Annotated in this window: 16 protein-coding genes; 10 read left to right on the top strand and 6 right to left on the bottom strand. The window is 46.4% G+C overall.

All coding sequences use genetic code 11. From position 1 onward, the window contains the following. Positions 1-393: 393 nt before the first annotated feature. Together groL and AAA952_RS10010 are read right to left on the bottom strand one after the other, a co-directional pair. Positions 394-2,031: a chaperonin GroEL gene (gene groL, locus AAA952_RS10015; protein ID WP_011847850.1), complete on the bottom strand. Its 1,638-nt coding sequence runs from the start codon at positions 2,029-2,031 to the stop codon at positions 394-396. Between the two features lie 57 nt (positions 2,032-2,088). Beyond that, on the bottom strand, positions 2,089-2,379 hold the full coding sequence (locus tag AAA952_RS10010; RefSeq protein ID WP_006086113.1) for a co-chaperone GroES: 291 nt from the start codon (positions 2,377-2,379) through the stop codon (positions 2,089-2,091). Between the two features lie 224 nt (positions 2,380-2,603). Between AAA952_RS10010 and AAA952_RS10005 the strand changes: the two genes are divergently transcribed. Then, complete coding sequence (locus tag AAA952_RS10005) at positions 2,604-3,971, top strand: MATE family efflux transporter (RefSeq protein ID WP_338256610.1); 1,368 nt, start codon at positions 2,604-2,606, stop codon at positions 3,969-3,971. Between the two features lies 1 nt (position 3,972). Here AAA952_RS10005 and AAA952_RS10000 read toward each other — a convergent pair whose 3' ends face one another. Next, complete coding sequence (locus tag AAA952_RS10000) at positions 3,973-4,962, bottom strand: LysR family transcriptional regulator (RefSeq protein ID WP_006086115.1); 990 nt, start codon at positions 4,960-4,962, stop codon at positions 3,973-3,975. Positions 4,963-5,090: 128 nt separating this feature from the next. On the opposite strand from AAA952_RS10000, the gene AAA952_RS09995 reads away from it, so the two are divergent. From AAA952_RS09995 to AAA952_RS09985, 3 genes are all read left to right on the top strand, one after another. Further along, positions 5,091-6,173: an efflux RND transporter periplasmic adaptor subunit gene (locus AAA952_RS09995; RefSeq protein ID WP_105251364.1), complete on the top strand. Its 1,083-nt coding sequence runs from the start codon at positions 5,091-5,093 to the stop codon at positions 6,171-6,173. Between the two features lie 3 nt (positions 6,174-6,176). Continuing rightward, a complete protein-coding gene (locus AAA952_RS09990) occupies positions 6,177-9,263 on the top strand; it encodes an efflux RND transporter permease subunit (RefSeq protein ID WP_338256608.1) in 3,087 nt (1,028 codons plus the stop codon). A 702-nt stretch (positions 9,264-9,965) separates the two neighbouring features. Next, positions 9,966-10,952, top strand: a complete 987-nt coding sequence (locus tag AAA952_RS09985) for a DUF3187 family protein (RefSeq protein ID WP_338256606.1) — start codon at positions 9,966-9,968, stop codon at positions 10,950-10,952. Positions 10,953-11,239: 287 nt separating this feature from the next. Here the strand turns inward: AAA952_RS09985 and AAA952_RS09980 are convergent, their stop codons facing one another. Continuing rightward, entirely contained in the window at positions 11,240-11,836 is a 597-nt protein-coding gene (locus AAA952_RS09980; RefSeq protein WP_105251362.1) for an FxsA family protein, read from the bottom strand. Between the two features lie 225 nt (positions 11,837-12,061). Between AAA952_RS09980 and cutA the strand changes: the two genes are divergently transcribed. The 5 genes from cutA to AAA952_RS09955 all read left to right on the top strand — a co-directional run bounded on the left by cutA (position 12,062) and on the right by AAA952_RS09955 (position 18,720). Continuing rightward, entirely contained in the window at positions 12,062-12,385 is a 324-nt protein-coding gene (gene cutA, locus AAA952_RS09975) for a divalent-cation tolerance protein CutA (protein ID WP_113940010.1), read from the top strand. Beyond that, complete coding sequence (locus AAA952_RS09970; protein WP_338256601.1) at positions 12,382-14,217, top strand: protein-disulfide reductase DsbD; 1,836 nt, start codon at positions 12,382-12,384, stop codon at positions 14,215-14,217. Before cutA ends, AAA952_RS09970 begins: the two co-directional genes overlap by 4 nt. 181 nt (positions 14,218-14,398) lie before the next feature. Then, a complete protein-coding gene (locus AAA952_RS09965; protein ID WP_263198252.1) occupies positions 14,399-16,054 on the top strand; it encodes a cation:proton antiporter family protein in 1,656 nt (551 codons plus the stop codon). Positions 16,055-16,349: 295 nt separating this feature from the next. Beyond that, a complete protein-coding gene (galK, locus tag AAA952_RS09960; protein ID WP_028761840.1) occupies positions 16,350-17,495 on the top strand; it encodes a galactokinase in 1,146 nt (381 codons plus the stop codon). A 190-nt stretch (positions 17,496-17,685) separates the two neighbouring features. Next, complete coding sequence (locus AAA952_RS09955; protein ID WP_263209432.1) at positions 17,686-18,720, top strand: aldose epimerase family protein; 1,035 nt, start codon at positions 17,686-17,688, stop codon at positions 18,718-18,720. A 131-nt stretch (positions 18,721-18,851) separates the two neighbouring features. On the opposite strand, the gene AAA952_RS09950 is transcribed toward AAA952_RS09955, so the two are convergent. Both AAA952_RS09950 and AAA952_RS09945 read right to left on the bottom strand, forming a co-directional pair. Next, a complete protein-coding gene (locus AAA952_RS09950; protein ID WP_105251357.1) occupies positions 18,852-19,256 on the bottom strand; it encodes a hypothetical protein in 405 nt (134 codons plus the stop codon). A gap of 490 nt (positions 19,257-19,746) precedes the next feature. Then, entirely contained in the window at positions 19,747-20,748 is a 1,002-nt protein-coding gene (locus AAA952_RS09945) for an NAD(P)H-quinone oxidoreductase (RefSeq protein WP_263209434.1), read from the bottom strand. Positions 20,749-21,157: 409 nt separating this feature from the next. On the opposite strand from AAA952_RS09945, the gene AAA952_RS09940 reads away from it, so the two are divergent. Continuing rightward, positions 21,158-24,274, top strand: coding sequence for a M9 family metallopeptidase (locus AAA952_RS09940; protein WP_338256592.1), 3,117 nt, complete (start codon positions 21,158-21,160; stop codon positions 24,272-24,274). Positions 24,275-24,362 lie beyond the last annotated feature (88 nt).

Raw genomic sequence — 24,362 nt, 5'->3', positions numbered from 1 at the left:
CCAGTGACCTTCTAAAACATGGATGTTTTAGTAGAGCCTACAGGGAAGTATCCACGGCGTGTCACTGGTGTAACAGTGCAAGAGCCTGCGGCAGGCAATTAGGGAATACAGAACTTAGCAGCGCTGCTGCACGTTATTAGCAACACAAATATAAAAAGAAATTATTAAGCCCTATGGCGCGGCAGCGCCAAAAAACAAAACCCCGACTCAGTTACCCGAGTCGGGGTTTTCATTTTTCTCTTACAACAATTTAGGTTTAAGCGATTAAGCTAAAGACCGTAGACGTTTTTGCGCAGGATAAAACGTTCAGTACAAGGCGCTGTGAGCGTAGCATACGTTGTGTGTATGTGAGCGAGCAGCAACGCCGTAATCAACGTTTTAGACCAGCAAAAATTACATCATGCCGCCCATTCCGCCCATGCCACCCATTCCGCCCATATCTTGGCTAGCATTTTGTGGAATTTCAGCAACCATAGCTTCTGTAGTGATCATCAGACCTGCGATTGACGCAGCGAATTGCAATGCACAACGGGTCACTTTAGTTGGGTCAAGGATACCCATTTCTAACATGTCACCGTAAGTGTCATTACCGGCGTTATAACCGAAGTTACCGCTGCCGTTCTTCACTGTGTTAGCAACAACTGACGCTTCTTCACCCGCGTTAGTGGCGATTTGACGTAGTGGCGCTTCCATTGCACGCAGTGCGATAACCACACCGTGTTTTTGGTCTTCGTTTAATACTTCTACTTCAGCGATCTTAGAAGCTACGCGAACCAGAGCAACGCCGCCGCCAGGAACCACGCCTTCTTCTACCGCAGCGCGAGTTGCATGCAGAGCATCTTCAACACGGGCTTTTTTCTCTTTCATTTCAACTTCAGTCGCTGCGCCAACTTTAATCACTGCTACGCCGCCAGCTAGTTTAGCCATACGTTCTTGCAGTTTTTCTTTGTCGTAGTCTGACGTTGATTCTTCAACTTGTTGTTTGATTTGGCTTACACGAGCAGCAATTTGTGTTTGCTCGCCGTTACCATCGATGATGGTGGTGTTGTCTTTAGTGATCACAACACGCTTAGCTGTACCTAAATCTTCCAGGGTTGCTTTTTCAAGCTCTAGGCCGATTTCTTCAGCAATAACAGTACCGCCAGTCAGGATTGCTACGTCTTGCAGCATTGCCTTACGACGATCGCCAAAGCCAGGTGCTTTAACCGCAGCCACTTTCACGATACCGCGCATGTTGTTCACAACTAAAGTTGCTAATGCTTCGCCTTCAACGTCTTCAGCAACGATAAGCAATGGCTTACCAGTTTTTGCCAGACCTTCAAGGATTGGTAACAGTTCACGAATGTTAGAGATTTTCTTGTCTACTAACAGTACGAATGGGTGATCTAATTCAACGCTGCCCGTTTCTGGCTTGTTGATGAAGTATGGAGATAGGTAGCCACGGTCAAACTGCATACCTTCTACTACGTCCAATTCGTTTTCTAACGCTTGGCCTTCTTCAACTGTGATCACGCCTTCTTTACCGACTTTTTCCATCGCAGTTGCGATGATTTCGCCGATAGATTCGTCAGAGTTTGCAGAGATAGTCGCAACTTGTGCAATCGCTTTTGAATCTGCACAAGGTTGTGATAAGGCTTTTAATTCAGCAACTGCAGCGATAACGGCTTTGTCGATACCGCGCTTCAGATCCATTGGGTTCATACCGGCTGCAACGGCTTTTAAGCCTTCAACGACAATGGCTTGAGCCAGTACAGTTGCAGTAGTAGTACCATCACCGGCGGCGTCGTTGGCTTTAGAAGCAACTTCTTTCACCATTTGCGCGCCCATGTTTTCGAATTTGTCTTCTAACTCGATTTCTTTGGCAACAGAAACACCGTCTTTAGTGATCAGTGGTGAGCCGAAGCTCTTGTCTAATACCACGTTACGGCCTTTAGGGCCTAAGGTCACTTTTACTGCGTTTGCGAGAATGTTTACGCCAGCCAGCATTCTTACGCGAGCGTCATTACCAAATACAACTTCTTTAGCTGCCATCTTGATTATCCTTTAAATTTTTAATGATTAATTGGAATGTCGAATTGATGCTGAGGATTAACCCACTACTGCCATCAGGTCAGCTTCCGACAGGATCAAGACTTCTTGACCGTCGATTTTTTCTTTCTTAACGCCGTAACCTTCGTTGAAGATCACCACGTCACCCACTTTGACATCCAGTGGCTTAACTGTGCCATTTTCTAAAATACGGCCATTGCCCACAGCAAGGATTTCACCGCGAGTTGATTTTTCAGCGGCGCTACCGGTCAGTACTATGCCACCCGCTGATGTAGATTCAACTTCTAGACGCTTAACGATTACGCGGTCATGTAATGGACGAATATTCATCTATGAACTCTCCTAATGATTTGATGCCCTACAATCGAGCCTATTTGTGATTAAAAAAACAGACACCTTAGTCTGCTCTTTTGCTGTCTGAGATATGGGGCTGACAGTGTCGAGATCCAAGGGCATTTACAAAAAAAACTTCAATTTTTTGATGTCGGTTTTTTCAAGTCCGCACAATCCTGCTAGAATCTCGCCTCCGCTCGCTAACAAGGCACTATTTTTCCATGAAAGACAGACACGGGCTGCTCACCGCGCCAATTGGTCGTGTACTGCTCAACATGAGCCTCCCCAACTTAATTGGCATTATGACCATTCTAGGTTTCAGCCTCGCTGACACTTTTTTTATCAGCCAATTGGGCACTGAAGCCTTAGCCGCCATCAGTTTTACCTTTCCGGTGACCTTAGTGATCTCGAGCATCGCCATTGGTATTGGCGCTGGAGTCTCGACCAATTTAGGTCGACTTATCGGTTCGGGTAATGCCCACAAGGCCAAAGTGTTCTTGCATGATGCCTTATTGCTCACCTTTGTCTTGATCGCCAGTTTAGCCGCACTGGGTAGTATTTTTATTACGCCACTGTTTCGCTTACTCGGGGCAAACGATGACAGCTTGCCGCTGATCCACGACTATATGATTTACTGGTATGTCAGCGCACCGCTGCTGGTATTGTTGATGGTAGGCAATCAAGGCTTACGTTCCACTGGCGACACCCGCTCGCCGGCGATGATCATGGCGCTGGCGGCAATTATCAATCTTATCCTCGATCCGTTATTGATTTTTGGTATTGGGCCATTTCCACGTTTAGAAATCCAAGGCGCCGCAATTGCAACCCTGTTCGCTTGGTTGATTGCCTTATCTTTGTCGGGATATTTGTTGATTGTCAGGCGTAAAATGCTCGAATGGGCCGCCTTTGACATAGACAGAATGCGCGCGAACTGGAGCAAATTAGCCCATATCGCACAACCCGCCGCCTTGATGAATTTAATCAATCCACTAGCCAATGCCATTATTATGGCCATGTTGGCGCATATCGATCACAGCGCCGTGGCAGCCTTTGGTGCCGGTACTCGATTAGAGTCAGTACTATTAATCGTAGTGATGGCGCTATCGTCGAGTTTAATGCCCTTTATTGCGCAAAACTTAGGGGCAGGACAGCCACAAAGGGCGAAAGAAGCCCTGCTGTTATCGATCAAATTTATCTTTATTTTCCAAACCTTACTCTATATCCCCCTGATCTTTTTAGCCGAGCCTATCGCGCATTTATTCAGTACCGATCCGCAGGTTATCGAATGGCTAAGTTTTTATATCTTAGTGCTGCCCTGCGCCTACGGACCTTTGGGTATAGTGATTATTGTCGCGACCTCGCTCAATGCCTACCACAGGCCTATGAGTTCATTAGTCATCAATCTGTGCCGCTTAGTGCTGCTCATGCTGCCGCTAGCGGCCTTGGGATCGTATATAGGCGACGTTAAAGGCCTGCTGCTCGCGCTACCTGTGACCAATATTTTGATGGGAATTGCCTGTTACTGGCTGGCGCAGCGGATCTGTGAGCCCACAAAGATCACGACCGCAAACGCCATTAGCGAGGGGTAAACTAGCTTGATTTTTTAACGGGAAAGCGCAACACGTCGTCTGAAAACGCTCCCGTAGAGGCTTTGCAGGATCGACGTGGGCCTTGCTCACTCATATTAGTCGGCACGCCGTTTGGCACTAACTCTTGCATGATATAGTCGATAAAGCGCCGACTGGCTAAACTTACGTAACGTCTTGATGGATAAGCTAAGAAGCACTCGCCTTGGTGGGGTTGGATTTCAGGTAATAAGGTCACTAACTCACCAGTTTCCACATATTCGGCAACGACTTCAGAAGGTGCATACACGATACCGCGTCCTTGCAATCCAAACTCTACCGCCACTTCAATACTGTTCGAGCAGAAATTGCCTCTAACTCTCACCTCTTGTTCTGAACCGATAAATAACTCATTAAAGATTTTGCCGTTGGATAAACGGAACATAGACACATTATGCGCTTCAATCTCTTTCGGTGTTTTAGGTGTACCGTGTGCCGCTAAATATTGCGGACTGGCGTAAAAACGTAAGTCAGTGGTAAAAATTGGCCGCACCACTAAATCTAAGGTATCCAACGCAGGCTCAACCACAAAAGCCACATCGAGATTATGTTTCACCATATCAACGGATTCTGAACTGCTGATGACTTCTAAGGTGAGTTTAGGGTGCATATCCATAAAGCGGAAAATGGCTTGCATCAAGATTTTCATGCTGTGGATAGGGAACATTTGAATGCGCAAATGCCCGCTGATCTCAGCATCGTCATTGGTCATTTCGAAGAGGGTTTCGTCGAGCTGAGCCAAAATATTCTGCGAACGCTGGTAAAAATGGCTGCCCGCAGAAGTGAGCGTCATAGAGCGGCTCTGACGGTGGAACAATTTAATGTTCAGCTCATCTTCCAAGGCTTGCAAACGTCGACTCACAGTCGATTTAGGTAAGTTAAGTAAATCCGCCGCTTCAATCAAACTACCGGTTTCAGCAATTCGGTGGAATAACGCTAAGTCCTCTGTCTTCATTTTGACCTTAAGTTCAATCTCATTATGTGGGACTGATAATCCCAAAGTATCCCGTTTATTGCAACTAATTTAGCTGGTATCTTCGCGCCCAGAAATGCTGACAATTTGTTAACTAGGAAATCTCCACCATGAAATCATATCGACTCTTGCCGCTGACAATGCTGCTTCCAGCCCTGATCAGTGGTTGTTCGCCTGCGGAAAGTTCAGTGCAAGTGGCAACAATTCGTCCGGTTAAACTGTTTGAAGTACTCAATGTAGAAGACGGAGATTTCAGAACATTTCCAGCCCGCGTTGCCGCCAATAGTCGCGCAGAATTATCGTTCCGCATTTCAGGACAATTAACAGAATTGGCATTAGTTGAAGGGCAAAGAGTCACTCAAGGTAGCTTGCTCGCAAAACTTGATGACAGGGACGCCCACAATAATTTAATGACCCGCGAGGCGGAGCATGAACTGTTAGCCGCTGACTTTAAACGTAAAGTTGAGCTACTCAATCGCAAGCTGATTTCACAATCTGAGTTTGATAGCACTCAAGCGCAGCTCAAATCGGCCACCGCCGCCTTAGCCGCTGCACGCGATCAACTGAGTTACACCCGTTTAACGGCACCTTTTAGCGGTACAGTCGCCAAACGTTTAGTGGATAACCACCAAATAGTGCAAGCAAACCAAGGGGTATTAACATTACAAAACAATAACTTGCTTGATATTAGCATTCAAGTTCCCGAGTCGATGGCGGCAGGTTTGAAGCAATATACCGATCAAGCTCACTTTACAGCTAAGGTGCGTTTTAGTGCCTTCCCCGAGCAAAGTTTCGATGCCAAATTTAAAGAATACTCGACTCAAGTCACGCCGGGTACCCAAGCCTATGAAGTGGTGTTTTCGTTACCTCAACCTCAAGATATTCAGTTACTTCCAGGAATGAGTGCCGAGTTGACCTTAGCCTTAGTCAAAGATCCTAGTGCCCTTGCGTCAACGGTAGTGCCAGTGACCGCTATCGATAAGCGCGACCAAGATGGCCAAGTGCAAGTGTGGATTTATCAAGCGCAATCGGGTGAAGTAAAACCGACGATGGTGACGCTAGGACGCGTGAGTAATCAAGGTGTTGAGATTTTAACGGGCGTCAACAAGGGCGATCTCATCGTCAGCGCTGGAGTGTCTCAATTATCCGATGGCATGAAAGTCAAACCACTACGCTGGCAGCGTGGGGTGTAATTGATGAACATTGCAGAATATTCGATACGCCACAAAGTCATCAGTTGGATGTTTGTGTTGCTACTACTCGTGGGTGGTGGCGTCAGTTTTACCGGTTTGGGGCAACTAGAATTCCCCGAATTTACCATTAAAGAAGCTTTAGTGATCACGGCTTATCCCGGTGCATCACCTGAGCAAGTTGAAGAAGAAGTGACATTACCGCTCGAAGATGCCCTGCAGCAACTCGACGCCATTAAGCATGTGACTTCAATTAATAGTGCGGGTTTATCACAAATCCAAATCGAGATTAAAGAAAGTTACGATAAAACCAGCCTGCCGCAAGTGTGGGATGAAGTGCGTCGTAAAGTTAATGATGCTGCGGGAAACTTGCCGCCGGGCACAGCAACGCCACAGGTGATGGACGACTTTGGCGATGTGTATGGCATTTTATTTAACCTTTCGGGACCTGATTACAGTAACCGCGAGTTGAGCAATTACGCCGACTATCTGCGCCGCGAGCTAGTGCTAGTACCTGGAGTGAAAAAGGTTTCTGTTGCTGGCAACGTCACCGAGCAAGTCGTGATTGAAATCTCCCAGCAAAAGCTATCGGCACTGGGGTTAGATCAGAGCTATATCTATGGCTTAGTGAACAATCAAAACGTCGTCTCTAACGCGGGCAGCTTAGTGATTGGCGATAACCGTATCCGCATTCATCCCACGGGCGAATTTAGCAATGTGCAGGATCTCGCGCGTTTGATCGTCAGCCCTCCAGGTAGCTCTGAGCTGATTTACCTTGGCGACATTGCCAATATTGAAAGGGATTATGACGAAACCCCTAACGTGCTTTATCACAATAAAGGTGAAGCTGCGTTATCGCTGGGGATTTCTTTCTCTAGCGGTGTGAATGTAGTCGAAATCGGGCAAAAGGTCAGTGACCGTTTAGCCGAGCTTGAATCACAACGCCCAATCGGCATGAATTTAGCGACGGTTTATAATCAGAGTCAGGCGGTAGATGAGACAGTTAACGGCTTCTTAATCAACCTAATGGAATCTATTGCCATAGTGATCGCCGTGCTTCTGCTGTTTATGGGATTGCGCTCAGGTCTATTGATGGGCCTGATCTTACTGCTGACGATTCTAGGTACTTTTATCGTGATGAAAGTGCTCGGGATTGAGCTACAGCTCATCTCCCTCGGCGCACTCATTATTGCCCTTGGTATGTTGGTCGATAACGCCATTGTCGTTACTGAAGGCATTTTAATTGGTATCCGTCGCGGTAAGACCCGTTTAGAAGCGGCCAAACAGATAGTGTCCCAAACCCAGTGGCCGTTATTGGGCGCGACTGTGATTGCCATTATTGCCTTTGCCCCCATTGGCTTATCGCAAAATGCCGCCGGTGAGTTCTGCCGTTCTTTATTCCAAGTGTTGATGATTTCACTGTTTATCAGCTGGATCACGGCCATCACACTCACGCCGTTTTTCTGTCATCTGTTATTTAAAGATGCGCCGAGCGATGAAGAAGCCCAAGACCCCTACAAGGGCTGGTTCTTCAGCTTATATCGCACAAGCTTAATTGTGGCACTGCGCTTTAGGCTGGTGAGCGTACTGCTGGTTATCGCTATGCTTTTCAGCGCTGTAGTGGGCTTTGGTCATATCAAGAATGTGTTCTTTCCTGCTTCTAACACGCCGATTTTCTTTGTGGATATCTGGATGCCAGAGGGGACTGACATCAAGGCGACCGAGCGTTTTACCGCTGATATCGAGAAGTTAATGCTTGCGCTGGACGAGCAAAAAGACGTTGGGCTAAAACACTTAACAACCGTTATTGGCCAAGGTTCGCAGCGCTTCGTACTACCCTATCAGCCAGAAAAAGGCTATCCCGCCTTTGCCCAGTTGATTGTAGAAATGCAGGATTTAGACGCAGTTAAAGCCTATATGCCAGAATTAGAAACCTTGTTAAATCAACGTTTCCCACAGGCACAATATCGTTTAAAAAACATGGAAAACGGCCCTTCGCCCGCCGCCAAAATTGAGGCACGCTTTTACGGTGATAACCCCGAAGTGCTGCGCGCTTTAGGTGCCCAAGCCGAGGCCATTTTCCACGCCGAACCAAGCATGGATGGCATACGTCACAACTGGCGTAATCAAGTGCCGTTGATCCGTCCGCAACTGGAAAATGCCCAAGCGCGCGAAACAGGGATCAGTAAGCAAGATCTCGACAATGCCCTATTGGTTAACTTTAGCGGTAAGCAAATTGGTTTATACCGAGAAACCAGCCACTTGCTGCCCATCGTCGCCAGAGCGCCCGCCGAAGAACGTTTACAAGCAGACAGCCTATGGAAGCTGCAAATTTGGAGCAGCGAACACAATACCTTTGTGCCCGCCACCCAAGTAGTCAGTAGCTTCAACACTGAGTGGGAAAATTCGCTGGTGATGCGCCGCGATCGCATGCGCATGCTCGCTGTGATGGCCGATCCTAAGCTTGGTAGCAATGAAACCGCCGATTCTGTACTGCGCAAAATCAAAGACCAGGTAGAAGCGATCAGCTTGCCCGCGGGTTACCGCTTGGAATGGGGCGGTGAATTTGAAACCGCAGGCGAAGCACAAGCGTCGGTATTTAGCTCGATTCCCTTAGGTTATCTAGCGATGTTTTTGATTACAGTATTCTTGTTCAACTCAGTGCGTCAGCCCTTAGTGATCTGGTTTACTGTGCCACTGGCCTTGATTGGGGTTTCAGCGGGACTCTTGTTGTTCGATGCGCCCTTCAGCTTTATGGCACTACTCGGATTACTGAGTTTGTCGGGCATGGTGATTAAAAACGGTATTGTCTTGGTCGATCAGATCAACCTCGAGCTCAGTGAAGGTAAACCAGCCTATTTTGCCTTAATCGACTCCTGTGTCAGCCGTGTTCGTCCAGTGATGATGGCCGCGATAACCACTATGCTCGGGATGATACCGCTGATCCCCGACGCGTTTTTCGGTTCTATGGCGATTACGATTATTTTCGGTCTAGGCTTCGCTTCTCTGCTGACGCTCATCGTACTGCCAGTGATGTACAGCCTAGTATTCAATATCAAAGCGACGGCAACAGGAGGTCAATCACCCAGCTAACCTGCTCCGCATTTTATCCAAAAACGCTTCCCGGCGCGGCCAGTCAGTCCCTATGCAAGTGGGCTGGCTGGCCATTTCATTTTTGATCTATTGCGGTTTGAGGGACAATTTAAACAAGCACATCCATTAGATAAACAAGTTTGGCAAACTGAGATTGGTCTTTAATTACGATAACTAATATGACTGATAAATAAATATATTAATTAAAAAATATGAACTATCAGTTCCATATTTTCACCGCTAATACGGGACAATTACCAGTTACACACATTTACACAAGTAAATGGCAGCGGTATATTTAGTGCTGATTATTAATTTACAATGTTATCTGTAATACCACTACCTATAACTAACAGCATAAATAATGTTATTACTTTGTTGAAATACTAATTTATGTTTGAGAAACATCATGAAATTACGCTTTGATAGCGTCCAGACAATGAGTAAACAGACAATATTACTGGCAGTTATTAGCACTTTACTAATACTCAATTCAATCCCGTTTATCTGTAGGTCATTCTGGCTCGCACTTGTACTATTATGGTATGTTTTTTGTGGTTTTTAATTCTAAAATTAATTAGAAATCTGTCTAATCAAAAACTTTATTGCTTCAAACAGACAAAATTTAAGTCATTTATACATAATATCAGCCTCACTACAAAACATTGCTTTTAATAGAGATTAGCTAAAAAAGAGTTTTCGATGAAATATGCAAAGAAAATTTTATTTGTGACTATTAGAGCACCTCTAATTTATACGGTAATATTTTTACCGAGTACTTTCGCAGAAAATATCAATTATAGTCATTATGGGCCACTTCGTGTGCATGCCCAATCACCTACACATGCGGGTAGCTTAACGCCTCTACTTCGTTCAGGATTTGCACTGCCTGAAGGGAAAAAAGAGATATACGGATCTGCAACAGTAGCAAGTGTATGGGCTGAAACTGACGATTACTATGCTGACTATTATCATAATTCTCTTAATGGCGGAATAAAGTGGCAACTCACTGAAAAATTGATGTTTGATACTAATTATAAGTGGAGTTTTAGTGGGGATAACCATCTTGACTCAGTCACTATCTGGTTTCATGATGCATTTGGTGTGGGTCAAAATGGCCGCGACAATACAATCAAAGACAAAAACCAAATATTTTCAAAGAATGGTATCAATCAACCTGATCTTTCTGGCGATACGCTAACGAATGCCCTAAATTTCTATTTAGAATATCAATTACTTAGTGAGGATAATTATGGTCTATCAATAGGTGGCAGCTTATATTACAACCATGTTAACTCTGGCCCATTTGTAGATAACCGTTTTGAACAAGCATTACAGCTGAATTATAGCTATACATCTGGAATGCATCATTTTTACTCCACTACAGGTATAAGCTTTAGACAAAATGATGAAAGTCTATCTGGAATAGACTATAAAGATCATGCAGTAATGTTATCTTTAGGTTATGAGTATTTAATGGGACGCCATGGTTGGCTTATTGAATTACATCACTATGAAGGTTTACTCAAAACAGATAATGACTTTTCAAAACCTTCTCACGAAGTATTTCTAGGCTATAGGTATTATCTGAATAACAGTGCAATTGAATTTACTATCGTCGAAAACCTACTCAACATGGACAACAGCACTGATATTGCTTTTTCTCTTGGGTACAGAGTCATGATTTAATAATACCTAACTTTATCGCGTGGATGCGATCAAAAAGCTTTTCTCTAATATCATGTTCACTCTTATGCTGAGTGAGCGGGTTATTAGGATTGGAGTTTTTTAAGAGTGAAATGGCTATTACGGGGGAGGTGAACCAGCGGCATAGGTCAGATTGATTCAGTGGGCCACTGGTATCTAAGGCATATTAGGGAGAAAACTCAAGCGAATAAACGCGATAATCAACTGAGTTAATCCAATAACAAACTAACGCAACAAGCGACTAAGACAATACGAGACTAATACTAATACTAAGGCTTAGGATCTTTATCCTGTTCTTTGTCCTGCGCTTTATCAGAGAGTTGATGGCTAGCGGGCTTGATATCACTTGGATCGACTTTATGTTCGAAGTCCCCCTCAAACACATTACCGTCCTTTTTCACACTATCATCAAATGGCGCTTGGCCAAATGGGTCCTGTGGCTTAGGCCCAAAGGGGCCTTGGCCCGCTTGAAAGCCACCGTGCATTGTGCCCTGTAAACCGGCAACAACCCGTAACTGCATGCGTTTGAACAGCAAGGCAGCAATGGGGCGACGGGTTAATGGCGTCAAGAATAATAGGCCAATGGCATCGGTCACAAAACCGGGGATCACGAGCAAGATGCCCGCCATAGCTAACATCATGCCCTCGACAATTTCTTGCCCCGGTGCTTCACCACGAGCCAGTTTTTGTTGTACTTGCATTAAGGTGTTTAAGCCTTGGCTGCGAACCAAAGAGACCCCGAGCACGGCAGTAAACAACACTAAACCTATGGTAGTCCAAGTGCCAAGCACTTCACCCACACGGATCAGCACCGACAGCTCTATTACTGGGATCAGCACAAAGAGTAAAAAAATAATGAAAAACATACCGACCTCAGGTTTATCTGACTATCTCTGTAAACTAAATGGGGGTTATCCGGTCTTAATTCAAGTCAGGATAACCATTAGGACGAAGTAAGGGAGCAAAACACTGATATTTAGCTCACCCTTTTGTTAACCCACTAATGTATGAGACCATTAAAACACGTAAAGTAGCCTAACGGAGTTGGCTTAAGCGAACTTTAAGATTCTTAAGAGACGATACCTAACACCATGCAGCATCAGTATTTAGTGGTTAGCACAACCTGCCCCGATGAAGTACAAGCCAATACTTTGGCTCGAGCTTTAATTGAGTCGCGTATTGCCGCTTGTGTTCAGATTTCCGCCCCGATACGTTCAATTTATGCTTGGGAAGGAAAAATCTGTGAAGAGCAAGAATTTAGCTTACAGATTAAATGTTTACAAAGTCGATATACAGAGTTAGAACAACTTGTGCTTAGGCTTCACCCTTATCAAGTACCCGAAATTATTGCCGTGCCTGTGACCCACGGGCTACCAGCCTACTTAGATTGGATAAAAGACAACACTCAGCCATGAAAAAACTACTCAGCCTTATTTTCACTTCCTTATTGCTTCTTGCGCCCTTAGCTCATAGTGAAGGGGTTTTCGGTAACAAATTCGACTTCATGAAGGGTGAGCCTGAATTGATGCCTGTCGATCAAGCATTTGTCTTCGATTCCAAGCAGGAAGGTAATCAGGTCAAACTCAATTGGGTGATTGCCGACGGTTACTATATGTACCGCGACAAGCTTAAATTTAGCGTCAATGGTGCCGAGTTAGGCACGGTCGCTCTACCAAAGGGAAAGCCCCATGAAGATGAGTATTTTGGTAAGCAAGAAGTCTATTATACCTATGTCGATATTCCCGTTGGTTTAAAACAGGCCGATGAAAATGCCACACTCACAGTGACCTTTATGGGTTGTGCCGAAGGTAAATTGTGTTATCCACCGACCAAGCATGAAGTCGTTTTAAAGGCGATTGCAGCCAACGATGGCTTAATTGCAGGCGCCGAATCAACCACGACGACTGAGCAAACCAGCACTGAGCCAAGCACTGCCGATAAAGCCAATACGCAACCCATTACTCAGCAAGATACCCTGAGCCAAATGCTGTCGAACGACAGTTTAATTTGGACTTTAGTGATTTTCTTTGGTCTAGGTGTCGGTCTGGCATTAACGCCCTGCGTATTCCCTATGTATCCGATTTTGTCGGGTATTATTGTCGGCCAAGGGCAAAAGCTCTCAACCGCAAAAGCCTTTACCCTGTCCATGGCTTACGTCCAAGGCATGGCAATCACTTACTCTATCTTAGGGTTAGTGGTTGCATCGGCGGGACTAAAATACCAAGCGGCATTACAACATCCTGCCGTATTAGTCGTACTCGCGATTTTGTTCTTTGTGCTCAGCTTATCTATGTTTGGCCTATACGATTTGAAACTGCCATCGAGCTGGCAGGAGAAGATGAACTCAGTCTCGAATAATCAAAAAGGCGGCAACTTAGTTGGCGTGTTTTTGATGGGCGTGATTTCTGGCCTTGTCGCATCACCTTGTACTACCGCGCCGCTGTCGGGTGCACTCGTTTATGTGGCCCAAACCGGCGACCTACTCCAAGGCTTCTTAGCCCTGTATGTGCTGAGTATGGGTATGGGATTACCACTACTGATTATCGGCACCTCAGGCGGTAAATTATTACCGAGAGCCGGCGCTTGGATGGACATCATCAAGACTATCTTCGGCTTCCTGCTGATCGCTGTATCTATCGTGATGCTTGGCCGCATTTGGACAGGCGTAGTATCCGATGTGCTTTGGTCACTGTGGGGCGTAAGCTTCACTGGCTACTTGATGCATCAGAACAAACTCAGTGAATTTAACTGGAAACAAACTGTACGTTCAGTGCTATTAACGCTGGCGCTACTGGCGAGCTTCTCCTACGGATTCCAAGCTGTGATGGGACACTTTGGTTTTAATAACAATTCCGTAGGCACTGCGGCGACGACCGAAGAAGTCCATGGCTTTAAACGCATTAAATCGATTGAAGATCTTGAGCAAGAAATTGCAGCCGCTACCGCCCAAGGTAAGCCTGTGATGCTCGATCTGTACGCCGATTGGTGTGTTGCCTGTAAAGAGTTCGAAGCCATCACCTTTAAAGATGCCGACGTGTTAGCCCGCATGAATAAAATCGTACTGCTACAAGCGGATGTGACTAAGAGTGACAAGGTCGATGTGGCCTTACTCGAAAAATACAATGTGCTCGGTTTGCCTACGCTGTTGATGTTTAACGAACAAGGTGAGCAAAGGGAAGATTTACGCGTGACTGGTTTTATGGGCCCCAAAGATTTTGCAACCCATTTAGATCATCTCGTGAAATAGTGACGATTTAGGCTTAGACCACCAGAGTGATTTAGTTCGCGCGTGTTTTAACAGCCAAGTGTATTTACCGCAACACCAATAAAAAGCGGACTTTTTTCATTAAAAGTCCGCTTTTTTATCCAAGTGTCATAGATTTCTTATACAATCACTTACAATTTTAGACTTTTTAGATTGGAGCATCATGGAACCAGGCATCCTCATTATTACACTCATCTGCGGCATGCTCGTCAGCCGTATAGGACTCCCTCCGCTCATCGGCTACTTAGTGGCAGGCTTTGTACTGTTCATCTTAGGAATAGATAAAGAAAGCCTGCCATTACTACAAGAACTCGCCAGCCTAGGCGTCACTTTACTGTTGTTTGCCATAGGGTTAAAACTCGATATTCGTAGCCTGTTCAAGGCCGAAGTGTGGGCGGGTTCGAGTGTGCACTTAGTGCTCTCGATCGTGATTTTTGTGCCGATTCTAAAACTCTTCGGCTTACTGGGCTTAAGCCAACTCACGAGTCTGAACCTAGAACAACTGACGTTAATTGCCTTCGCGTTAAGCTTCTCCAGCACCGTATTTGCGGTCAAAGTGTTAGAAGATAAAGGAGACGTGCAATCCCTCTACGGCCGGGTCGCTATTGGTATCTTGATTATGCAGGATATCTTCGCCGTACTGTTTTTAACCATTTCTAAAGGCGATGTACCTTCGGTATGGGCCTTTGCATTACTCTTACTGCCACTGGCTAAACCACTCATCTATAAAGCGTTCGACCGTGTCGGCCACGGTGAACTCTTAGTGCTCTTCGGCCTAGTCATGGCACTCGTGGTTGGCGCTTGGTTATTTGAATCTGTTGGCTTAAAACCCGATCTCGGCGCACTGATTATCGGTATCTTGTTGGCGGGCCACAAAAAATCCTCCGAGCTGGCAAAATCCCTGTTCTATTTTAAAGAACTCTTCCTCGTTGCCTTCTTCTTAACCATAGGGCTCAATGGCTTACCTACGGTATCGGATATCGTACTCGCGGCGCTATTGGTGTTGTTAGTGCCACTCAAAATTCTGCTGTTTGTTTACATTCTTACCCGCTTTAAGCTGCGTTCACGTACCTCTATGTTGGGCTCATTTAACCTAGGTAACTTCAGTGAATTCGGTTTGATCGTCGCCGCAGTAGCCACCTATAAAGGTTGGTTACCTCCCGAGTGGCTAGTGATCATCGCCGTGGCATTAAGTTTTAGTTTTTTACTCGCCGCGCCACTTAACGCCACCGTCGGTAATATCTACCAGCGATTCCAGCAGCGTTTAATCAAGCTCGAAAAACGCCCGTTACACCCAGAAGACAGACCCATCGCCATTGGTAATCCACGCTTTTTAATCTTAGGCATGGGCCGTATTGGTAGCGGTGCCTATGATGAACTCAGAGAACAGTTTGATGGGGAAATTCTCGGTATTGAACACAAGCAAGACTTAGTCGACTTACATAAAGCAAAGGGTCGCAATGTAGTGCAAGGTGACGCCTCAGATACCGACTTTTGGGAGAAACTCGACAGAGCACCTAATCTTGAACTGGTACTGCTAGCCATGCCGCACCACGCGGGAAATATGTTTGCAGTTGAGCAACTAAAAAAACTGAATTATCAAGGCAAAATCAGCGCAATTGTGCAGTACAGTGACGATGCAGCGGCGCTTCGAGAATCGGGGGTACACAGTGTGTACAACCTGTACGAAGCCGCTGGTGCCGGTTTTGTGGATCATGTGATTTACGAGCTGTTGCAAGACTCAGAGAAAAACACGGTTCAAGCGGAAGATACAGTACAAGTGCCTGATCCTAAACTTAATGTGGAGCCACGTAGTTAAGTGCCTGCTAATGCTGCATTAAATTAAAATCACGCCATAACAGGTCGCACAAACGAGCAGTAACATCCTCTGCCAGTTTGTGCGGCATCCAACTAAATGCTGACTAATCTTTACAAATCAATTAACTAGATAAAACACTCAATACGCTATTTTGCCTCCTCATCCCAGTATCGATTTACTCATTGCAGCCTATTGCCATTTCAGCAAAAAATCTCAGTTACATCACTGACTCAGTCGTGATATAAATCGATGACGGTAACGAAATTAGCTCAGCTTTTTTGGAATTTTTTACAGCATGTCAAACCCTGCGCAACGCGCCACTAAGTTATTTGTCCAAACCTTTGGCACTAAAGCCGATGATTTATATCAAGCCCCAGGGCGAGTCAATCTGATCGGTGAATACACGGATTACAACGACGGTTTTGTACTCCCGGCAGCCATTAATTTTCATACAGTGATTGCGGTAAAACGCCGTGACGATACTAAGTTTCGAGCCGTCGCCGATGCGTTTCCCGGACAAATTAAAGAGTGGGTTTTCGGCCAAGAAAACGACATGGACCCGCAAGATGGCTGGGTGAATTACCTCAAAGGTTTTACTGCGGCCATGGCGCAAACTGGCTTATTAGCCAAGGGCTTAGACTTAGCCATTGTGGGCGATGTGCCACTTGCCGCAGGTCTTTCATCTTCGGGCGCACTCGTTGTCGCCTTCGGTACAGCCATTAGTGATACCAGCCAACTGCATTTATCCCCAATGGCGGTGGCGCAACTCGCACAGCGCGGCGAGCACAGGTATGTTGAGTCGGCCTGTGGCATCATGGATCAAATGTGCAGCGCCATGGGTGAACAAGACCATGCACTCCTGATTGACTGCTTAGATCTCGATAGCGAAGCCATTCCCATTCCAGAAAACCTAAGCCTTATCATCATAGATGCCCATATCGAGAAACAACGCTTAGCCGCGACCAATGAGCAACGTCGCACTGAGTGTGCACAAGCGGCAGAGTACTTTGGCTTAGATGCACTGCGTCACCTCGATTTACGCCAACTAGAAAGCGCAAAGGCCGATTTAGATGAAGTGCTATACCGCCGAGCGAAACACGTAGTCACTGAGAACCAAAGAACTCAAAATGCTGCTCGCGCCTTAGAGCAAAATAACATCCAAAAATTCAGTCGTTTAATGGCTGAATCCCATGCTTCTCTGCGTGATGATTTTGAAGTCACACTGCCCGAATTTGATACTTTAGTTGAAATTGTTAGCCAAGTGATCGGCGAACGTGGTGGCATCCGCATGACCGACGGCTGCGTGGTCGCCTTGGTCGACCATGAACTGACTGACGCTGTTGTTGCCGCCGTTGAACATGAATTCTTCGAAAAAACCGCCATCGATGCCACAGTGTATTTATGTTCCGCCAGCGCTGGCGCGGGTCGCATCGATAACTAGCCAGAACAGGCAATTTGCTAGAACAAGCACTTAGCCGCACTTAAACCAAAGACAACCGAATAGAGTGACTACGCCGTCGATAACATACGAATTCATCACTGAACTTTATGCTGTTGATGGCAAATAATAGGGTTAACATACTCATTTAACACAATAAGCAGTGAGCATATTCAACACAGAGGGAAGCTAAATGGTACGTTTCAGTGTTTTGGATCCTTGGACCGATCCCCGCGGCGGTGAAATCGAACGGGTTCGGATCGACAATGGCATACTCGCATTAGAAGTCATCAGCTTAGGCGGTATTATCCGCGCTCTGTGGACCCCTGATAAACACGGCGAACGTGCCAATATCGTTTTAGGTTGTGATAGCGCCGAAGATTACTTGACCCAATCGGCTCATTTAGGTGCCATTGCAGGCCGCTTTGCAAATCGCATCGCTAACGGCAAAATGCACTATCAAGGTCATGATTATCAATTAGATGTAAACCAAGCGACTAACTGTTTACACGGCGGCCGTGAAGGGTTTAATCGTAAAAACTGGCAACTAGGTCAACTCCCCGATGGTGTGCGTTTGACCTTAATGAGCCCAGATGGCGACATGGGTTTCCCCGGTAATTGCACAGTTCAGCTGGATTACCGCCTCGCAGGCAATAATTTGTACGTAGAAATCTTAGCCTCCGTCGATAAAGCCTGTCCCGTAAGCCTCACCCAACACAGTTATTTCAACCTCGATGGCACAGAGACCAATCATGAGCATCTGATGCAAATCGATGCCAAGCGCTATCTCACCATGAATGATGTCAGTGTTCCCACTGGGATTGCCGATACAACTGGGTCGATTTTCGATTTAAGTCAACCAATACGCTTAGGTGACAAGCTGCATGCCGCTGAACTCGCAAGCACTCGCGGTTATGATCACTGTTATATGATGAATAATCCCGATGGCTCACTCGCCCGTTTTGGCTGTTTAAGCAGCCCCATTAGCGGTCGTGCTATGACGGTTTATACTAATCAACCGAGTGTGCAGCTGTACTGTGCTAATTTTTTAAATGGCACAGTAGGTCGCAATCAACAGGTATTAAATCAACATCATGCTGTGTGTTTAGAGCCGCAGATGCTGCCAGACTCACCGAACCAAGGCGAGCGCTTTGGTGATGACGTTTGGTTAATGCCAGGCAAGGTTTATCACCACATCAGTCGTTATCAGTTCGATACCGATGCGTAGCAATTCGCAATAAAAAATTGAGAAAACGAGGGAAAGTGCTGTTTATCAGAAGGAAATAAAGCGATAAGGAATAAAATAAACACTACTTTATTCCTTACACTCACAGTGTTAGCCCTTAGGCCGACACTGTGTTAATCATCAAAATCATCGCCCCAATCATCGTCAAAATCCACGCCAACGGCATCAGATTCGACTTCTGGTTCAACTTCAGGCTTAGCCTTACGTACAGGCGCAGTTTCCTTCACGTTGTTCAAGTCAATGCGAGCTTGATGTTTACTCATAAATTGAGATCTTGCCGCCTTCCATGCACCACCAAACTTAGCCTCAGCAGCTTTTAACGCAGCCTCATCTAAGTCGTATAGGTTCACTTTGACTATATCTTCCACATACTCAATGATCGCATCGCGATCGGTATTGTATAGGTAGATACGTCCTGGGGAGGCATCGGGCAGCTGGTTGTCATGGACGACAATCGCGTTGCCTTTCGATGTTCTCAGCTCACCATACCAAACCTGTTTCTTTGCTGTGTTATACATATATGCTAATACCCTTAAATCAACACATACACCATGAGTTTTTTAGCCTGAATAAGCGAAGCATCGCTTGCTTTGATCCACGAATAGCGCCTGAAAGTCTCTGACGTTTTCAACTGGGTATTTTTACAGAATATTTCCGATAATCAATGCCTCATACCATGAAATTTTCACTAATTACGTATTAATTTCTGCCAAAGTACCCAAAAAGTTTAATCATTAACGACTTTAGTCTAAAAAATCGACGCGGCAAGTTTTATTCCCAAGAAAAAGCAATCATATCTATGGTGTTTGATGAGTCATCAACGTTAACAATTCGAGGTTGCTGTAAAGTTAACCATCAAGGTTATCCATGAAGATTTAATTACAGCGCTACAAACTCATATTTACCGAACAATGACTAAGCCACTATGATGTCAGAATGTCTTCTAGATTGACTCGAATGGCAGCGACTTAAAGCAAATATGTCGCTGCAAAACCAAGTATGCCTAGCTCAAATGACAGTCAGTATTACTTTGCCCCTGTGCTCACCCGACTCCATCAAAGCATGGGCTTTAGCGGCCTGTGCTAATGGAAAGGTTGCAAAAATATTGGGGACAATTTTATGGGCGTTTAACAACGGCCAAACTTTCTCCAATAATTCAGCAGCAATGGCTGCTTTGGCCTCCACGCTCTGCGGTCTTAGGGTCGACCCTGTCCACATGATACGTTTTGCCATCAGGCGGAAAATCTCGACCTCGGCCTTAGGCCCCCGTTGCATAGCTACCGACACCATACGCCCGTCCATCGCTAAGGCTTGTAAGTCGAGATTGATAAAATCGCCACCCGCGATATCAAATACCACGTTTACGCCCTTATCTTGAGTGAGTGCCATCACAGGTTCAACAAAGTTTTGAGTACGATAGTTGATGACTTCAGCGGCGCCAAGACTCAAGCAATAATCGCGTTTCTCATCCTGTCCCGTCGTCGCTATCACTTTTGAACCCAGCGCACTGGCCAACTGAATAGCCGTACTACCAATGCCACCTGAGCCACCGTGGATCAGTACCGTCTCGCCCGCTTTCAGTCCCGCACGCATAAACAGGTTACCCCATACGGTGAAGAAGGTTTCTGGCAGCGCAGCCGCCTGCACATAACTAAAGCCCGTCGGGATCGGCAAACAATGGGCCGCATAGGTCAGTGCATACTCGCCATAACCACCGCCCGGCACTAAGGCGCATACCTTATCGCCAACTTGCCATTGGCTCACGCCGTCACCGAGGACACAAATATCCCCAGCAACCTCAAGACCAATAATCGGTGATGCACCCAGTGGCGGTGGATACGCGCCCACCCTTTGTTTAACATCGGGGCCATTCACTCCTGCTGCATGTACGCGGATCAACACTTGCCCCGCCGCAGGGATAGGCAAAGGCGAGCACGATAGCCGCATCACCTCGGGCGCCCCAGGTTGCTCAACATGAATATGGGTGTACTCGCTTGGTAAAGCTGACATAAAAGCTCCTGTGAGAATGGCACCAACCTAATAGCAGATTGCTATGCTTAAACGGTTCGTTTGCTAAACCTTAATGCGGCTAAGCTAGCGCAATTTCAAGCCAAATAGCCACAGTTATTCCATTCTATATTCCATCGCACTAAATCAAGCGGCTGACGTTAACCATTTGAACTGAAAGCTGAACCTAAGCTGAACAGAAAAGATGTATCAAAAAAATATTATGACAAATACTAGATATATTAAAAACTTACAGCCATTATTCTGAGGCATTATTTGCTGACTGCGATGTTTGTCGCGCTATTGTTATCACGCAAATAATCCAATGAGGTTTGATGCAAGTCTGTGTTAAATGCATCAAATAACGCCCAAGGAAGATCTGCTTTGCAGACTAGATAACTACGGATACACAATGAAAAACACACTACTCTTCGCAGCAATTAGCTTAGCGATTGCAACTCCCGTTCTTGCCCATAACACCCATGCAAGCCCCCCATTAGGCAACAACACACCAAACAGTTCACCAGCTCAACCCGTCCCGCCACCGCCCTCTGCACCAATTAGCTTAATTGAATCACATAGACCGCTACTGCGGGAGACGCCATTGATGGCATCCCCTAATGATCCGACGATGACAGAGCAGCCTAAGATTCATTCACGCCAAAAACGTCAGATAGAGGTCTCGGAGCAACCCCCACTTAAGTTGCAGAATCGTAGCGCCGCGATGCAAGTCAGCGACTGCAGTGACTTTGTTGGGAAATCAGGTCAGGCACTAGTCAATGAACTGAGCCAATCTACTCCCGAATGTGTCGGTAAACTCTATAGCCTCAAAGGCAGTAGCGCGACCGCACTATTTAGCGAGGCCAATGTGATCAGTGTGGCTAATGCCATTGCCGCTAAAGCCAAGGACTACACTGGGGTCGATGTTCAGCATCTTGAGTCCCATATTTACTTTGTCCGCGCCGCCCTCTATGTGCAGTTTTACAGCCCAAATGATGTGCCCGCTTACAGCAGCGCCGCTAAGGCCAGCTTAAAATCAGCCCTCAACGCTTTATTTGCGAACGCTGCGATTTGGACAGTCTCCGATGCTAATGCTGGCGTGTTGAAAGAAGCCTTAATCCTGATTGACTCAGCCGAGCTCGGCGCCGATTTCAATCATGTCACTATCAAAGTGCTTACGGACTATGATGCTAATTGGCAAGCCAGCTTCGCCATGAACGCCGCAGCCAACTCAGTGTTTACCACCTTATTCCGCGCTCAATGGAATGATGACATGCAGGCGCTGTTCGCGCGTGACCAAAGCATTTTAGATGCGCTGAATAACTTCCAACTCGAACATCGCGACTTGTTAGGCACCAATGCAGAGTACCTTTTGGTCAATTCAGTTAAAGAGTTGTCTAGGCTGTATTACATTGATGCCATGCGCCCGCGAGTGACCCAGCTGGTCAAAAACATCCTCAGTAGCACCAGCAAAACCGAACCGAGCAAAGTGCTTTGGTACGCGGCGGCAGAAATGGCCGACTATTACGATCGCAGCCATTGTAACGATTACAATATCTGTGGTTTTAAGGCGCAGTTAGAAGCCGATGCTTTACCTTTTAATTGGAAATGCTCCGACAGCCTCAAGATCCGCGCCCAAGATCTCTATCAAGATCAAGCCAAATGGGCCTGTGATGTGCTGACCAGCCAAGAAAGTTATTTCCACAGTAAACTCGAAACGGGCATGCAACCCGTGGCGCAGGATAACAACGATGACTTAGAGCTAGTGATCTTCGGCAGTTCGTCTGAGTATAAATCCTTAGCCAACAGTATCTTTGGTATCAGTACCGACAATGGCGGCATGTATTTAGAAGGTTCGCCCGCCGGACTCAAAAATCAGGCACGTTTCATCGCCTATGAAGCCGAATGGCGCACGCCGGATTTCCACGTCTGGAACCTGCAACACGAATACGTACACTACCTCGATGGACGCTATAACCTGTTTGGTGACTTTAGTCGTGGTACTTCGGCCAATACTATCTGGTGGATTGAAGGCCTCGCGGAATACATCTCTTACCGTGACGCAAACCCTGCGGCAATTGCCATGGGCGAAACAGGTGAGTATATGTTATCGACCATATTCAAAAACAACTATGAATCTGGCCAAGACCGCATCTATCGCTGGGGCTATCTAGCGGTGCGTTTCATGTTTGAACACCACAGGGACGATGTGAGACAGATTCTGGCCTACCTACGCAACGATCAATATGCAAAATATCAAGCCTTTATGGATAATATCGGCACACGTTACGATAACGAATGGCAGGGTTGGCTCGCCAGTGGTTTAAGCACGGCTGACGATGGCATAGTCGATAAGGGCCCGAGTGATGTCGACGCTGAGCCCAGTGGCCGCGAAGGCAACTGGACAGGACCAGCAGGCACTATCAGTAAGGATTACTCACCTTGCCAAGTGACGAACGAAGCCTACCGTTACACTGAATCGGCCAGCCTGAAAATTGATGTGCCGATGGAATGTATCGATTCAAAACTCGGCCGCGCCAGTTTCAGCTTCACCAATACCGATCGCACAGCCCAAGAGCTCTGGATCAAGATTGGCGGTGGTTGGGGAGATGCCGACATTTATTTCGATTCTAGAGGCTGGGCAAGCCCAGAGCAAAACCAAGGGGCTGGTATCGGTAATGGTAATTATCAAGTGATTAAGGTGCAGTTAAACCCTAACGAGTATTGGCACTACATTACCTTATCGGGGGACTTTGGCGGCGTCGATATGCAAGTCAGCACCACTGAGCTATTTGCTGATATCGACCCCGATCTGGGGGATGGCGGCGTGGATCCTGAGCCACCAGCCAATTGTGGCGCAGTGACCTTAGATTACGGTAAGCTCACCCTAGGCAAAAATGAGTGCATCAGTGGCGGGCGTAACAGCTTCTACTTCTGGGTTGAGGAAGATAACACCCAGTTCACTGTCACCACTAAGGGCGGCTCTGGGGATGCCAATATTTACTTCAATGCCAGTCAGTGGGCCGACGCAGATAATGCCGATGCAAAGAGTGCTCAAGCAGGAAATCAAGAGTCGCTTAGCTTCAGCGCCAATCGTGGCTGGCGTTATATCACGATTGATACTGCCACTGAGTTTAGCGGCGTAACACTGACCTTTAGCACAGGCACGGGCAACACACCCGATCCGGTGCTCATTGCCAACGCCTGCGCGACGCAATCACCCTTAAGTTATGGTGAGCTCAGTGCTGGCAAAGCCATTTGCACCGCCGATGGGCGCAACGATTATTACCTTTGGGTACCAGAGGGAACGAATCAGCTAAGTATAAACTCCGCCCACGGCAGTGGTGATGTTAGCCTGTTTTCGGGGACGACTTGGGCGAATGCTCAACACTTCGATGCAGCCTCTGTGACACCCGCCAACACGCGGGAAAGTATCACAGTCAATGCACCAAACGTGGGTTGGTATTACATCACAGTGCAGAGTGAGCCCCAAAGTTCAGGTGTCGCACTGCAGGTTGATTTACGCTAGTTTGATGACTTGCATCGCTTAAGTAAGCAGTTTTAGCCATTACGCATAAATCAAGCATTTGAATAAATAGCAAAATCCCTGCTTCTGC

This window comes from Shewanella sp. M-Br (assembly GCF_036245925.1).
Lineage (GTDB): Bacteria > Pseudomonadota > Gammaproteobacteria > Enterobacterales > Shewanellaceae > Shewanella > Shewanella oncorhynchi.
Note: the sequence above shows the minus strand (reverse complement) of the source record. Positions and strands in the feature narration are given on the sequence as shown.

Bases quoted from the DNA above. Each gene is read 5' to 3' on its own strand.
- groL (WP_011847850.1), bottom strand. From the start codon at position 2,031: ATGGCAGCTAAAGAAGTTGTATTTGGTAATGACGCTCGCGTAAGAATG.
- AAA952_RS10010 (WP_006086113.1), bottom strand. From the start codon at position 2,379: ATGAATATTCGTCCATTACATGACCGCGTAATCGTTAAGCGTCTAGAA.
- AAA952_RS10005 (WP_338256610.1), top strand. From the start codon at position 2,604: ATGAAAGACAGACACGGGCTGCTCACCGCGCCAATTGGTCGTGTACTG.
- AAA952_RS10000 (WP_006086115.1), bottom strand. From the start codon at position 4,962: ATGAAGACAGAGGACTTAGCGTTATTCCACCGAATTGCTGAAACCGGT.
- AAA952_RS09995 (WP_105251364.1), top strand. From the start codon at position 5,091: ATGAAATCATATCGACTCTTGCCGCTGACAATGCTGCTTCCAGCCCTG.
- AAA952_RS09990 (WP_338256608.1), top strand. From the start codon at position 6,177: ATGAACATTGCAGAATATTCGATACGCCACAAAGTCATCAGTTGGATG.
- AAA952_RS09985 (WP_338256606.1), top strand. From the start codon at position 9,966: ATGAAATATGCAAAGAAAATTTTATTTGTGACTATTAGAGCACCTCTA.
- AAA952_RS09980 (WP_105251362.1), bottom strand. From the start codon at position 11,836: ATGTTTTTCATTATTTTTTTACTCTTTGTGCTGATCCCAGTAATAGAG.
- cutA (WP_113940010.1), top strand. From the start codon at position 12,062: ATGCAGCATCAGTATTTAGTGGTTAGCACAACCTGCCCCGATGAAGTA.
- AAA952_RS09970 (WP_338256601.1), top strand. From the start codon at position 12,382: ATGAAAAAACTACTCAGCCTTATTTTCACTTCCTTATTGCTTCTTGCG.
- AAA952_RS09965 (WP_263198252.1), top strand. From the start codon at position 14,399: ATGGAACCAGGCATCCTCATTATTACACTCATCTGCGGCATGCTCGTC.
- galK (WP_028761840.1), top strand. From the start codon at position 16,350: ATGTCAAACCCTGCGCAACGCGCCACTAAGTTATTTGTCCAAACCTTT.
- AAA952_RS09955 (WP_263209432.1), top strand. From the start codon at position 17,686: ATGGTACGTTTCAGTGTTTTGGATCCTTGGACCGATCCCCGCGGCGGT.
- AAA952_RS09950 (WP_105251357.1), bottom strand. From the start codon at position 19,256: ATGTATAACACAGCAAAGAAACAGGTTTGGTATGGTGAGCTGAGAACA.
- AAA952_RS09945 (WP_263209434.1), bottom strand. From the start codon at position 20,748: ATGTCAGCTTTACCAAGCGAGTACACCCATATTCATGTTGAGCAACCT.
- AAA952_RS09940 (WP_338256592.1), top strand. From the start codon at position 21,158: ATGAAAAACACACTACTCTTCGCAGCAATTAGCTTAGCGATTGCAACT.